Annotated in this window: 12 protein-coding genes and 1 riboswitch; of the genes, 8 read left to right on the forward strand and 4 right to left on the reverse strand. The window is 72.5% G+C overall.

Annotation, left to right across the window (positions count from 1 at the left end; genetic code table 11):
* Positions 1–101: 101 nt before the first annotated feature.
* Both nagA and ACIBAI_RS10775 read right to left on the reverse strand, forming a co-directional pair.
* On the reverse strand, positions 102–1,250 hold the full coding sequence (gene nagA / locus ACIBAI_RS10770; protein WP_399032935.1) for an N-acetylglucosamine-6-phosphate deacetylase: 1,149 nt from the start codon (positions 1,248–1,250) through the stop codon (positions 102–104).
* On the reverse strand, positions 1,250–2,215 hold the full coding sequence (locus ACIBAI_RS10775) for an ROK family protein (RefSeq protein ID WP_399033441.1): 966 nt from the start codon (positions 2,213–2,215) through the stop codon (positions 1,250–1,252). The genes nagA and ACIBAI_RS10775 overlap by 1 nt, the downstream gene beginning before the upstream one ends.
* Before the next feature lie 206 nt (positions 2,216–2,421).
* On the opposite strand from ACIBAI_RS10775, the gene ACIBAI_RS10780 reads away from it, so the two are divergent.
* The 3 genes from ACIBAI_RS10780 to otsB all read left to right on the forward strand — a co-directional run bounded on the left by ACIBAI_RS10780 (position 2,422) and on the right by otsB (position 4,955).
* Positions 2,422–3,639, forward strand: a complete 1,218-nt coding sequence (locus tag ACIBAI_RS10780) for an ABC transporter substrate-binding protein (RefSeq protein WP_399033443.1) — start codon at positions 2,422–2,424, stop codon at positions 3,637–3,639.
* 48 nt (positions 3,640–3,687) lie between these two features.
* Entirely contained in the window at positions 3,688–3,927 is a 240-nt protein-coding gene (locus ACIBAI_RS10785) for a DUF3263 domain-containing protein (protein ID WP_399032937.1), read from the forward strand.
* Between the two features lie 155 nt (positions 3,928–4,082).
* Positions 4,083–4,955 carry a trehalose-phosphatase gene (gene otsB, locus ACIBAI_RS10790; protein ID WP_399032939.1) on the forward strand — a complete coding sequence of 291 codons (873 nt, stop codon included), beginning with the start codon at positions 4,083–4,085 and terminating at the stop codon, positions 4,953–4,955.
* Between the two features lie 56 nt (positions 4,956–5,011).
* Here the strand turns inward: otsB and ACIBAI_RS10795 are convergent, their stop codons facing one another.
* The gene (locus tag ACIBAI_RS10795) at positions 5,012–6,400 is read right to left on the reverse strand and encodes a trehalose-6-phosphate synthase (protein WP_399032941.1); all 1,389 of its coding nucleotides are present in this window, start codon (positions 6,398–6,400) and stop codon (positions 5,012–5,014) included.
* Between the two features lie 83 nt (positions 6,401–6,483).
* A complete protein-coding gene (locus ACIBAI_RS10800) occupies positions 6,484–7,428 on the reverse strand; it encodes a glucosyl-3-phosphoglycerate synthase (protein ID WP_399032942.1) in 945 nt (314 codons plus the stop codon).
* A gap of 131 nt (positions 7,429–7,559) precedes the next feature.
* Positions 7,560–7,700: riboswitch (SAM riboswitch) on the forward strand.
* An 18-nt stretch (positions 7,701–7,718) separates the two neighbouring features.
* Here ACIBAI_RS10800 and thrC point away from each other — a divergent pair.
* The 5 genes from thrC to ACIBAI_RS10825 all read left to right on the forward strand — a co-directional run bounded on the left by thrC (position 7,719) and on the right by ACIBAI_RS10825 (position 13,308).
* On the forward strand, positions 7,719–9,002 hold the full coding sequence (thrC, locus tag ACIBAI_RS10805; protein ID WP_399032944.1) for a threonine synthase: 1,284 nt from the start codon (positions 7,719–7,721) through the stop codon (positions 9,000–9,002).
* Positions 8,999–9,274, forward strand: a complete 276-nt coding sequence (locus tag ACIBAI_RS10810) for a MoaD/ThiS family protein (RefSeq protein ID WP_399032946.1) — start codon at positions 8,999–9,001, stop codon at positions 9,272–9,274. The genes thrC and ACIBAI_RS10810 overlap by 4 nt, the downstream gene beginning before the upstream one ends.
* A 440-nt stretch (positions 9,275–9,714) precedes the next feature.
* Positions 9,715–9,918 (forward strand): cold-shock protein, encoded by a 204-nt coding sequence (locus tag ACIBAI_RS10815; RefSeq protein WP_004986573.1) that lies wholly within the window; start codon positions 9,715–9,717, stop codon positions 9,916–9,918.
* Positions 9,919–10,314: 396 nt separating this feature from the next.
* A complete protein-coding gene (gene groL / locus ACIBAI_RS10820; RefSeq protein ID WP_344601710.1) occupies positions 10,315–11,937 on the forward strand; it encodes a chaperonin GroEL in 1,623 nt (540 codons plus the stop codon).
* A gap of 237 nt (positions 11,938–12,174) precedes the next feature.
* Complete coding sequence (locus tag ACIBAI_RS10825; protein ID WP_399032949.1) at positions 12,175–13,308, forward strand: NADH:flavin oxidoreductase; 1,134 nt, start codon at positions 12,175–12,177, stop codon at positions 13,306–13,308.
* Positions 13,309–13,332: the final 24 nt, after the last annotated feature.

Here is a 13,332-nt window from a genome sequence, read left to right on the forward strand (position 1 = left end):
TGGAATGCTCTCGCTGTGGTTTCCGGAGGCTCGATCATGCCAAAGACACGGCGGTCCGCCCAGTCGTCCGGCCGGCCCGCGGCTCCCTCCCGCCTGACGGATCAGGGCAGTTGGGGATCAACCACCCATTCGCCCCGGCGCATGACGCCCTTGAGGTCGAAGGCGGAGTCCAGCACCACCAGGTCGGCGTCCTTGCCGGGCTCCAGGGAGCCCACCCGGTCGGCCAGGCCGAGCAGCCGGGCCGGATTGGCGGACAGGGCGGCGACCGCGTCCTCGACCGGCAGCCCGTCGACGGTCACCGCCCGTTTGAAGGCGCGGTCCAGGGTGAGGGTGGAGCCCGCGATGGAGCCGCCCTCCACCAGGCGGGCCACCCCGTCGACGACCTCGACCTCCAGCGGCCCGAGCATGTAGCGGCCGTCGCCGAAACCGGCGGCGTCCATGGCGTCCGTGACGAACGCGACGCGCCCGGCGCCCGCGTGGTGGAAGGCCAGCTGGAGGGAGGCGGGGTGCAGATGCGTGCCGTCGTTGATCAGCTCGACGGTGACCCGCTCGTCCTCCAGCAGGGCGGCGACGGGGCCCGGGGCCCGGTGGCCGAGCGCGGGCATCGCGTTGAACAGGTGCGTGGCGACCGTCGCGCCCGCCTCGATGGCCTGGACCGTCTCCTCGTACGTGGCGTCCGTGTGCCCGATCGCCGCGATCACGCCGTGCTCCGCCAGCAGCCGTACGGAGTCCAGGCCGCCCGGCAGCTCGGTGGCGAGGGTGACCATCTTCGCCCGGCCGCGGGCGGCGTCGATCAGCTTGCGGACCTCCGCCGGGTCCGGGTCGCGCAGCAGCCGAGCGGAGTGGGCGCCCTTGCGGCACGGCGAGATGAACGGCCCCTCGAAGTGGATGCCGGCGATCTCGCCCTGCTCGGCGAGCTCGGCCAGCAGCCCGGCGCGCCGGGCGAGGAAGTCCAGGTCGCCGGTGACGGTCGAGGCGACGAGGGTGGTGGTGCCGTGCAGACGGTGGGTGTGGACGCCCCGGAGGACCTCGTCCACCGTCCCGGAGGTGAAGGAGGCGCCGCCGCCGCCGTGGTTGTGCAGGTCGACGAAGCCGGGCACCAGCCAGTGGCCGGTGACGTCGACGACCTGGGCGTCGGCCGGGGCGGGAGCGGCGGCGATCCGCGTGCCCTCGACGATCACGCGGCCGCCGTCCACGATCCCGGTGGGCAGCACCACCCGGGCGCCGGCGAGAACCTTCGTGGGGGCCATCAGGCGGTTACCTCCGAGGGGTCGGTGGGGGCGGCGGGAGCGGCCGCCGAGGGGGCGGCGGGGGAGGACGGGCCGCAGGCCGGGGGACCGGCGGCCAGGAGGTCCCGGGCGAGCAGGCCCGCGCCCAGGCATCCGGCGGTGTCGCCGAGGGCCGCGGGGACCAGGGACGGGACCTTCTGGAAGGTGACGCGCCGCCGCACCGCCTCCCGCAGCGGTGAGAACAAGGTCTCCCCCGCCTCGGCGAGCCCGCCACCGACGATCAGGGTGCGCGGGTCCAGCAGGGTGAGCGCGGTCACCAGCCCGTCGGCGAGCGCGTCCACCGCCTCCCGCCAGACCCGCCGGGCCCGGACGTCCCCGGCCTCGACGGCCCCGGCGCAGTCCGCCGCGTCCGCGTCCGGGTCCCCGCAGGCCGCCGCCCACGCCTCGCCGACCGCCGTCGCGGACGCGTACCGCTCCAGGCAGCCGCGCTGCCCGCACGGGCAGGGCAGGCCCGAGGGGCGTACGACGATGTGGCCGATCTCCCCCGCGAAGCCGTGGGCGCCGGCCTCCACCCGGCCGTCGAGGCCGATCGCGCCCGCGATGCCGGTGCCCAGCGCCACGAACAGGAACCGGTCCGCGCCCCGCCCCGCCCCGACGCGGCCCTCGGCGAGCCCGCCGGTGCGCACGTCGTGGCCGACGGCGACCGGCGCGTCCAGCCGCTCCGTCAGCAGCGCGCGCAGCGGTACGTCCCGCCAGCCGAGGTTGGCCGAGTAGACGGCGACGCCGCGGCCCTCGTCGACGATGCCGGGGACGGCGACCCCGGCGGCGGCCGCGGGCTCGCCGAGACGGTCGGCGCCCCACGCGCGCAGTTCGGCGGCGAAGTCGACGATGCCCGCGACGACCGCCTCGGGCCCTCTGTCGCGCCCGGTGGGCCGGCGGGCCTGGTGGAGCAGCTCGCCGTCCGCTCCGATCAGGGCGGCCTTCATCCCGGTGCCGCCCACGTCGAGGGCGATGACATGTCTCACGGGGACAGTGTGGCCCGATGACCCGGAAGAGGTCTAGTCCACTTACGTGGTGTAGACCTTATGGAGACGTTATGTATGACGTTTCGAAAGCTTTCGCACGACATTTGGGGCAGGATTCGGTGCAGCGGCGTGGAAAAGGAACGATCGCGGTGGTGTCCGCACTGGGCATGGCGGCGGTCCTCGGCGGCTGCGGCCTCACCGGCGACTCCGGCGAGGTGACCCTGGAACTGGTCGCCGCCGACTACGGCGACAGCAAGGCCACCAGCTCCCAGCGCTACTGGGACGACCTGGTCAAGGAGTACGAGGCCGACCACCCGGACGTGCACATCGACGTCACCGTCCACTCCTGGAACGACATCGACCGCGAGGTCAAGGAGATGGTCGCGGCCGGGGACCCGCCGGACCTGGCCCAGATCGGCGCCTACGCCGACTACGCGGCGAAGGACCTGCTCTACAAGGCCGACGACGTGCTCTCCATCCCCGTCCAGGCCGACTTCGTCTCCCAGCTCGCCGCCGCGGGCCAGGTGAACGGGGTGCAGTACGGGATGCCGTTCGCGGCCTCCACGCGCGTGCTCTTCTACAACAAGACCCTCTTCGCCGAGGCCGGTCTCACCCCGCCCAAGACCTGGGACGACCTCGCCGCGGCCGCCGAGGCGCTGAAGGCGCGGGGCGTGAAGTACCCGTACGCGCTGCCCCTCGGCCCCGAGGAGGCGCAGGCCGAGACCATGCAGTGGCTGCTCAGCGGCGGAGGCGGCTACCTCGACACCATCGGCACCTACGACATCGACTCCCCGGAGAACGTCGCCACCTTCACCTGGCTCAAGGAGGAGCTGGTCGGCAAGGACCTCACCGGGCCGGTCGCACCGGGCAAGCTGAACCGGGCGGACGCCTTCGCCGCGTTCGCCGACGGCGACGTCGGCATGCTCAACGGGCACCCCACGCTGATGAAGACGGCCGCCGCGAAGGGCGTGGAGTTCGGCATGGTGCCGACGCCCGGCGTCAACGGCGAGAGCAAGGCCACGCTGGGCGTCACCGACTGGATGACGGCCTTCAAGAAGAACGGCCACCGCGACGAGATCGGCGACTTCCTCGACTTCGTCTACAGCGAGAAGAACGTGCTCGACTTCTCCCGCAGGTACGACCTGCTGCCGGTGACCGGCTCCGCGTCCGAGGCGATGAGCGCGGCCGAGCAGGACAAGGAGCTGAGGCCGTTCCTGGACGAGCTGGTCCTCTCGGAGCTGTACCCGGTCGGCAAGACGTCCTGGGCCGAGGTCAGCGCGGAGATCAAGAAGCGGATCGGCCAGGCGGTGGCCTCCGGGAGCAGCCCGGCGGCGGTGCTGGCGCTGATCCAGTCGGCGGCGACGCGGGCCGAGAGCGCGGAGTAGCCCCGCCGCCCGCCGGCGGTGTCGGTGGGCGGGGTTACCGTGCTGGGCATGGCGGAGGAACAGCAGCAGCTCGGACAGCGGGAGCGGGACATCCTCGCGCTCGAACGCCGGGGGTTCCCCGGGCCCGGCGCGAAGGAGCGGGCGATACGGGAGGAGCTGGGCCTGGCGCCGGTGCGGTACTTCCAGCTGCTCAACGCGTTGCTGGACGACCCCCGGGCGCTGGCGCTGGACCCGGTGACGGTGAACCGGCTGCGCCGGATCCGCCGGGCCCGGCGGGCCGAGCGGTGACGGGCGCCGCGGCCGGCGGGACCCGGGTTCCGCCGGCCCCCCGCTTCCCGCGCGTCGCCGTGCGGACCCCGGGGTCCCGCGGGACCGCCGTGCGGAACCCGGCCCTCCCGCGGATCGCCAGGCGTACGTTCCGCCCCCGTGGATAGGGTCGCCGTATGGGCAGTCACACGGACCCGACCGAACCCCTCGACCCCTCGGCCCCCCTGCCGGCGCCCGTCACCGAAGCCGGACGGGCCGGGCTGGAGGCGATCCTCGCGCGACCCGGGAAGGCGGTGATCGCGCTCGACTTCGACGGGACGCTCGCACCGATCGTGCCGGACCCCGAGCAGGCCCGCGCCCACCCGGACGCGGTGCCCGCGCTGGCGGCGCTGGCCCCGAAGGTGGCCGCCGTCACGGTGGTCACCGGCCGCCCGGCCGAGGTCGCCGTCCGGCACGGCGGCTTCGCGGGCGTCCCCGGGCTGGACCACCTGGTCGTCCTCGGCCACTACGGCGCCGAGCGCTGGGACGCCGGCAGCGGCGAGGTCGGCGCCCCCGCCCCGCACCCCGGCGTCGCCGCGGTCCGCGCCGAGCTGCCCGGACTGCTGGAGCGGGCCGGTGCCGCGCGGGGCGTCCGGGTGGAGGACAAGGGCCGCTCGGTGGCCGTGCACACCCGCCGGGCCGCCGATCCGCAGACCGCCTTCGAGGCGCTGCGCGCCCCCCTCACCGACCTCGCCGCCCGCCACGGCCTGATCGTCGAACCCGGCCGCATGGTCCTCGAACTGCGCCCGCCCGGCATGGACAAGGGCGTCGCCCTCCTCGACCACGTCCGCGCCACCGGCGCCACCGCCGTCCTGTACGCCGGCGACGACCTGGGCGACCTGCCCGCCTTCGCCGCCGTCGACACGCTCCGCGCCGACGGCGTCCCGGGCCTGCTGGTGTGCAGCGGCAGCGACGAGGTGACGGAGCTGAGGGAGCGGGCGGACCTGGTGGTGGACGGCCCGGCGGGGGTGGTGGGGCTGCTGCGGGCCCTGGCGGCACGGCTCGGCTGACGACGGCCGGGGCCGGCCCCCGCCAAGGGGGGACCGGCCCCGGCCGCGACCGGGCCTCAGCCCCGCAGCGCCTCCAGCTGCTCCAGGAACCACCGCCCCGGCGGCAGCGCGGTCGCCGCGGCGGCCAGCCGCTTGGTGCGGTCCGCCCGCTCCGCCGCCCCCATCGACAGCGCCTCGTGCAGCGCCCGCGCCGTCTCCGTCACGTCGTACGGGTTGACCGCGAGCGCGTCCTCGCCCAGCTCCTCGTACGCCCCGGCCTCCCGGGACAGCACCAGCGCGCAGCCCTCGTCCGAGACGACCGGGACCTCCTTCGCGACCAGGTTCATGCCGTCCCGTATCGGGTTCACCAGGGCCACGTCGGCCAGCCGGTATGCCGCCAGGGAGCGGGCGAAGTCGTCCTCGACGTGCAGGACGACCGGCCGCCAGCCCGGCGTGCCGTACTCCGCGTTGATCTCCTCCGCCACCCGCCGCACCGCGTCCGTGTACTCCCGGTACACCGCGAGGTCCTGCCGCGAGGGGTAGGCGAACGCCACGTGCACGACCCGCTCCCGCCACTCCGGGCGGTCGTGCAGCAGCTGCCGGTACGCCAGCAGGCCGCGCACGATGTTCTTGGACAGCTCGGTGCGGTCCACCCGCACGATCGTCCTGCGGCCCGCGCCGATCTCCTCCCGCAGCGCGGCCATCCGCTCGTCCACGTCGGCCTCGCGCGACCGCTTGCGCAGGAACTCCGCGTCGGCCCCCAGCCCGTGCACGCCCACCCGGGTGTTCCCCAGGCCCCCGGCGAACCGCTCGCAGCAGGCGGTGAACGCCTCCGCCCAGCGGTGGGTGAGGAAGCCCAGCCGGTCGGCGCCGAGCATGCCCCGCAGCACCTGCCCGGCCACGTCGTCCGGCAGCATCCGGAAGTACTCCGGCGGCGCCCAGGGCGTGTGCGAGAAGTGGCCGATGCGCACATCCGGGCGCAGCTCGCGCAGCATCCCCGGCACCAGCGTCAGGTGGTAGTCCTGCACCACGACCGCCGCGCCCTCGGCCGCCTCCTCGGCCAGCGCCTCGGCGAAGGCCCGGTTGTAGGTCTCGTACGACGCCCACTGGCGGCGGAACTCCGCGTCGAAGACCGGTTCCAGCGGTGTCTGGTACAGCATGTGGTGCACGAACCACAGCACCGAGTTGGCGATCCCGTTGTACGCGTCGGCGTGCACGCCGGCCGGGATGTCCAGCATCCGCACGCCGTCCTCGCCGACCCCGCGCCGCACCGCCTCCCGGTCGCCGTCGGACAGGGCCGAGCACACCCACAGCGCGCCCGCGTCCGGCCCGATGGCGGACAGTCCGGAGACCAGCCCGCCGCCGCCCCGCCGGGCGTGCAGCGAGCCGTCGTCCCGCACCTCGTAGGAGACCGGGCCACGGTTGGAGGCCACCAGTACCTGAGCAGCACCGTTCGTCGAAGCCATACGCCTCAACCTAGCCCGGCCCCCAACCGCTCAAACGTACGACCCGGCCTCGTATCCGGGCCGTATACGACCCCGGGCCGCCCTCAGGCCGCCCTGCGCGCCGCGTACTCCGCGATCTCCGCCATCGGCGGGCGCTCCTCGGTGTCCACGGAGTACGTGCGCGGCTCGAAGCCGTCCTCGCCCCGCACGAACTGGGTGAGCGACGGGCGGACCAGGTGACCGCGGGCCAGCCTGAGCTGCGCGGTGCGGTAGATCGCGGCGGCCATCCGGCCGAGGGCCTGCCCGTCCTGGTGCCGGTGCCGCCGCACGCCCACGTCCACCTGGGCCAGGGCGTCCAGGCCCACCAGGTGCAGGGCGTCGACCAGCATGCCCAGCTCCACCCCGTACCCGACCGGGAACGGCAGCCGCTCCAGCAGCGAGCGGCGGGCCGCGTACTCGCCGCCGAGCGGCTGCACGAAACCGGCCAGCCGCGGCCAGTGCATGTTCAGCAGCGGGCGGGCCATCAGCTCGGTGACCCGGCCGCCCTGCCCGGCCGCGCCGCCCAGCGGGCGGTCGTACATCGCCTTGACCAGGTCGACGCCCGGCTCGGTCAGCAGCGGGCCGACGATCCCGGTGACGAAGTCCGAGGAGAACTCCCTGAGGTCGGCGTCGACGAAGCAGACGATGTCGCCGCGGGTCACCAGCAGGGAGCGCCACAGCACCTCGCCCTTGCCGGGCACGGCCGGGATGCGCGGCAGGATCTCGTCCCGGTGCACCACGGTCGCGCCCGCGGCGGCGGCCACCTCGGCGGTACGGTCCGTCGACCCGGAGTCGACCACCACGATCTCGTCGACCAGCGGGGCCCGCCGCACCAGGTCGCGGCGGATCACGGCGACGATGTCGCCGACCGTCTCCTGCTCGTTGAGCGCGGGCAGCACGACGCTGACCGACTGGCCCGTGGCGCGTTTGGCGGCCAGGACCTGGTGGAGCGGGCGGTCGCCCACGGACCAGGAGCGGGTCCTCAGCCAGCGCTCGACTTCTTCCAGCACGGTGTCCGGCTCCTCACGGTTGTCTCGCGGTTCGGACGGCTTCTCTCAACTGTCCTGGCCTTCGGTTACAGTCTTGAACAACGCTCGTGACCATCCCATGTCGGGGGTCCGGTGCGTCGACAACCACATACCGCTCATCCAGAGGGGCAGAGGGACACGGCCCGATGAAGCCCCGGCAACCCCCCTGAGCCGAACTCGTCTTCGCGAGGCTCCCGGTCAGGGAAGGTGCCAATTCCGTCTCACGGCGAGGTACGCCGTGGGGAAGATGAGGAGAAAGGGCCTCGCCTCACATGGCTGCGCAGACAGTTGCAAGCACCACCGACTCCACCGTGGACCTCGGCCCCGCCGCGGCGCTCTCCTGCCGCGAATGCGGTCACCGCGTGCCCCTCGGCCCGGTCTTCGCCTGTGAGGAGTGTTTCGGCCCGCTGGAGATCGCCTACGACTTCTCGTCCTACGACGCCGGGGAGCTCCGCAAGCGCATCGAGGCGGGGCCCGCGAACATCTGGCGGTACGCGCCGCTGCTGCCGGTCCCGGCCGACGTGGCCGACAAGCCCAACCTGAACCCGGGCTGGACCAAGCTGGTCAAGGCCGACAACCTGGCGCGCGAACTCGGCGTGACCGGCGGCCTGTACGTGAAGGACGACTCCGGCAACCCGACGCACTCCTTCAAGGACCGCGTCGTCGCCCAGGCCCTGGAGGCCGCCCGCGCCTTCGGCTTCACCACCCTGTCCTGCTCCTCCACCGGCAACCTGGCCGGCGCCGTCGGCGCCGCCGCCGCCCGCGCCGGCCTGCGCTCCTGCGTGTTCATCCCGCACGACCTGGAGCAGGGCAAGGTCGTCATGGCCGCCGTCTACGGCGGCGAGCTCGTCGGCATCGAGGGCACCTACGACGACGTGAACCGCTTCTGCTCCGAGCTGATCGGCGACCCGGCCGGCGAGGGCTGGGGCTTCGTCAACGTCAACCTGCGGCCCTACTACGCGGAGGGCTCCAAGACCCTGGCGTACGAGATCTGCGAGCAGCTCGGCTGGCGGCTGCCCGACCAGATCGTGGTGCCGATCGCCTCCGGCTCGCAGCTCACCAAGATCGACAAGGGGCTGCGCGAGCTGATCGAGCTCGGGCTCGTCGAGGACCGGCCGTACAAGATCTTCGGTGCGCAGGCCGAGGGCTGCTCGCCGGTGTCCGCCGCCTTCAAGGCCGGCCACGACGTCGTCCGCCCGCAGAAGCCGAACACCATCGCCAAGTCCCTGGCGATCGGCAACCCGGCCGACGGCCCCTACGTCCTCGACGTCGCGCGCCGCACCGGCGGCGCGGTGGAGGACGTCACCGACGAGCAGGTCGTCGACGCGATCAAGCTGCTCGCCCGGACCGAGGGCGTCTTCGCCGAGACGGCGGGCGGCGTCACCGTGGGCGTGACGCGCAAGCTGATCGAGAACGGCGTCCTCGACCCGGCGAAGACCACCGTCGTGCTCAACACCGGCGACGGCCTGAAGACCCTCGACGCGGTGGCCGGCACCGGCCCGACCGCCACCATCCGCCCGACCCTGGACTCCTTCCGAGAGGCTGGCCTCGCATGAGCGTGACCGTCCGCATCCCCACCATCCTGCGCACCTACACCGGCGGCCGGGCCGAGGTGAGCGCCGAGGGCACGACCCTCGCCGAGGTCATCGAGGACCTGGAGAAGAACCACAGCGGCATCGCCGCCCGCGTCCTGGACGACCAGGGCAGGCTGCGCCGCTTCGTCAACGTCTACGTCAACGACGACGACGTGCGCTTCGAGCAGGGGCTCCAGACGCCGACCCCCGAGGGCGCGGGCGTGTCCATCATTCCGGCGGTCGCCGGAGGCTGACCGAGATTCGCCGTTACCTTTGGTAATGGCCATCACCGAGCGTTCTGCGCATTGCCCCCTCCGTGAGAGAAACGGAGGGGGCAATTCAGTGTGGTTGAACGCGGTAGAGTTGGGGAACGCGCTGCTGATCCCCGGATCGGTACCCCCGTGTTCCTGTCGCACGCCCGACGAGATGTAGCCAAAGTGTGGGCGTCTTTCACGGCTTATGTGCGCTTTGTGCAGCCCGACTTGCCCTGAATTACGGCGAATTCTCGCCACATTCCAGGCCGGGTGCGTCCAGAATTCTCGTCCGATTGACCTGTTGCGGACGGCAGTTGGGCAGATACATTCGGCCGCGGTCGACGCGTTCCGGCGCACACCCCCAACCGTTGGGGGGTGAGGTATGACCCGGATCCGCGAAGTGTGGATCTGTGCAAGGGCCAGTAATAGGGGAGTTAGGCATGGCTCAGGGCACCGTCAAGTGGTTCAACGCGGAGAAGGGGTACGGCTTCATCGCGGTCGACGGTGGTGCGGATGTTTTCGTCCACTACAGCGCGATCCAGATGGACGGTTACCGCACCCTTGAAGAGGGCCAGCGGGTCGAGTTCGAGATCTCGCAGGGCCAGAAGGGCCCGCAGGCCGACATGGTTCGCGTCACCGCCTGATACGCGCGACCGGCGAACCGTACAGGCGTCGTCTTCCGTCGAAGGGCCCGCACCTCCCGGGGTGCGGGCCCTTCGACGTGCCGCAGGTGTGCCGCAGGTGTGCCGCAGGCGTGCCGCAGACGTGCCGGCGGCGGGGCGCGCGGGCGGGGCGCGGTGCCCGGCGCGCCGTGTTCGCGCCCGGCTGAGCGCGCCCGCGGACCCCCGGGGGCGCTTGCACTCGGCAGGGGCGAGTGCTAATCATTGCGTTAGCACTCTGAAGGTGAGAGTGACAATGGAAGGACCGGGTCGGTGAGGCCACGGGCCGGGTGGGGCAAGGAACCACCGGCCGGGGCCGTCCGTCGCGGGCGCGGGCGCGGTCCGAAGTAATCACCCCCAGTCCTGGAGGGACCACTTCACATGGCCAAGATCATCGCGTTCGACGAAGAGGCGCGGCGCGGCCTTGAGCGCGGCATGAACCAGCTCGCGGACGCCGTCAAGGTGACCCTCGGCCCCAAGGGCCGCAACGTCGTCCTCGAGAAGAAGTGGGGCGCCCCCACGATCACCAACGATGGTGTCTCCATCGCCAAGGAGATCGAGCTCGAGGACCCGTACGAGAAGATCGGCGCCGAGCTGGTCAAGGAAGTAGCGAAGAAGACGGACGACGTCGCCGGTGACGGTACGACCACCGCCACGGTCCTGGCCCAGGCGCTGGTCAAGGAGGGCCTGCGCAACGTCGCCGCCGGCGCCAACCCGATGGCCCTGAAGCGCGGCATCGAGAAGGCCGTCGAGGCCGTCTCCGCCGCCCTGCTGGAGCAGGCGAAGGACATCGAGACCAAGGAGCAGATCGCCTCCACGGCCTCCATCTCCGCCGCCGACACCCAGATCGGCGAGCTGATCGCCGAGGCCATGGACAAGGTCGGCAAGGAAGGCGTCATCACCGTCGAGGAGTCCCAGACCTTCGGTCTGGAGCTGGAGCTCACCGAGGGTATGCGCTTCGACAAGGGCTACATCTCGGCGTACTTCGCGACCGACATGGAGCGCATGGAGGCCGTCCTCGACGACCCCTACATCCTGATCGCGAACCAGAAGATCTCCAGCGTCAAGGACCTGCTCCCGCTGCTGGAGAAGGTCATGCAGTCGGGCAAGCCGCTGCTGATCATCGCCGAGGACGTCGAGGGCGAGGCCCTGTCGACCCTGGTCGTCAACAAGATCCGCGGCACCTTCAAGTCCGTCGCCGTCAAGGCCCCGGGCTTCGGCGACCGCCGCAAGGCGATGCTGAACGACATCGCCATCCTCACCGGCGGCGAGGTGATCTCCGAGGAGGTCGGCCTCAAGCTGGAGAACACCACGCTGGACCTCCTGGGCAAGGCCCGCAAGGTCGTCATCACCAAGGACGAGACCACCATCGTCGACGGCGCCGGCTCCGCCGAGCAGGTCCAGGGCCGGGTGAACCAGATCCGCGCCGAGATCGAGCAGTCGGACTCCGACTACGACCGCGAGAAGCTCCAGGAGCGCCTGGCGAAGCTGGCCGGCGGCGTGGCCGTCATCAAGGCCGGCGCCGCCACCGAGGTCGAGCTCAAGGAGCGCAAGCACCGCATCGAGGACGCCGTCCGCAACGCCAAGGCGGCCGTCGAGGAGGGCATCGTCGCCGGTGGTGGCGTGGCCCTGCTGCAGGCCTCCCAGGTCTTCGAGAAGCTGGAGCTGGAGGGTGACGAGGCGACCGGCGCCCAGGCCGTGAAGCTCGCCCTGGAGGCCCCGCTGAAGCAGATCGCCGTCAACGCCGGCCTCGAGGGCGGTGTCGTGGTGGAGAAGGTGCGCAACCTGACCCCGGGCCACGGCCTGAACGCCGCGACCGGCGAGTACGTCGACCTGGTCGCCGAGGGCATCATCGACCCGGCGAAGGTGACCCGTTCCGCGCTGCAGAACGCCGCCTCCATCGCCGCGCTGTTCCTCACCACCGAGGCCGTCATCGCCGACAAGCCGGAGAAGGCCGCCGCGCCCGCCGGTGGCGGCATGCCGGGCGGTGACATGGACTTCTGATCGACCGGTACCGGTTGATCGACCGTCCTTCCGTGGATCCGAGGGCGGCACTCCTGTCGGACAGGGGTGCCGCCCTCGGGCGTTGCCGAGGCCCCGGCGGGGGCGTGGCCGGGATCACAGGGCGGTGCGCGCGGTGGGCGGAATGAGGCTTCCGCCGGAGCGGTTGACGTCGGGGCAGAGTCAATGCGTATGCACATACCGTCTGGTTTCCACTCGTTCCCCCACGAGGAGCCCCACGTGACCGTCACCGCCTCCACGGCCGCCTCCCGCGCGGCCGAGATCCTCTCCCGCCCCGCCTCGATCAACGGCCTGACCGTCCCGAACCGGATCGTGATGGCGCCGATGACCCGCATGTTCTCCCCGGGCGGCGTCCCGGGCGAGGACGTGGTGTCGTACTACTCCCGCCGCGCCGCCGCCGGCGTCGGTCTGATCGTCACCGAGGGCACCTACGTCGGCCACCCCTCGGCCGGGCTGAGCGACCGGGTGCCGCGCTTCCACGGCGAGGAGCAGCTCGCGGGCTGGGCGAAGGTCGCCGAGGCGGTGCACGCGGCGGGCGGCACGATCGTGCCGCAGCTGTGGCACGTCGGCATGGTCCGCAAGCAGGGCGAGCCGCCGTTCCCGGACGCCCCCGCCGTCGGCCCCTCCGGGCTGCGCATCGGCGAGACCGAGCCCACCGGCAAGGCCATGACCCGGGCCGACCTGGACGCCGTCATCGGCGCCTTCGCCGAGGCGGCCGCCGCCGCCGAGCGCATCGGCTTCGACGGCGTGGAGCTGCACGGCGCCCACGGCTACCTCATCGACCAGTTCCTGTGGGCGGGCACCAACCGCCGCACCGACGCCTACGGCGGCGACCCGGTGGCCCGCGCGAAGTTCGCGGTGGAGATCGTCGCCGCGGTCCGCGAGGCGGTCTCGCCCGACTTCCCGGTGATCTTCCGCTACTCGCAGTGGAAGCAGGAGGCGTACGACGCCCGCCTCGCCGACACCCCTCAGGAGCTGGAGGCGATCCTCGCCCCGCTCGCGGCGGCCGGCGTGGACGCCTTCCACGCCTCCACCCGCCGCTACTGGCTCCCGGAGTTCGACGGCTCCGACCTCAACCTGGCCGGCTGGACGAAGAAGCTCACCGGCAGGCCCGCCATCACCGTCGGCTCGGTCGGCCTCGACGGCGGCGACTTCCTCAAGTCGTTCCAGGGCGAGGGCGCCCGGGTGGGCGGTCTGGACGGCCTCCTGGACCGCCTGGAGCGCGAGGAGTTCGACCTGGTGGCCGTCGGCCGGGCCCTGCTGCAGGACCCGCGGTGGGCGGAGAAGGTCCTCGCGGGCCGCTTCGACGAACTGGCCCCGTACGACCCGGCGTCGCTCAGGACCCTCGACTGAGCCGCGTCCGCACCCCGGCGTAGG

The sequence above is a fragment of the Streptomyces sp. NPDC051041 genome (assembly GCF_044456065.1).
GTDB classification, from domain to species: Bacteria; Actinomycetota; Actinomycetes; order Streptomycetales; family Streptomycetaceae; genus Streptomyces; species Streptomyces glaucus.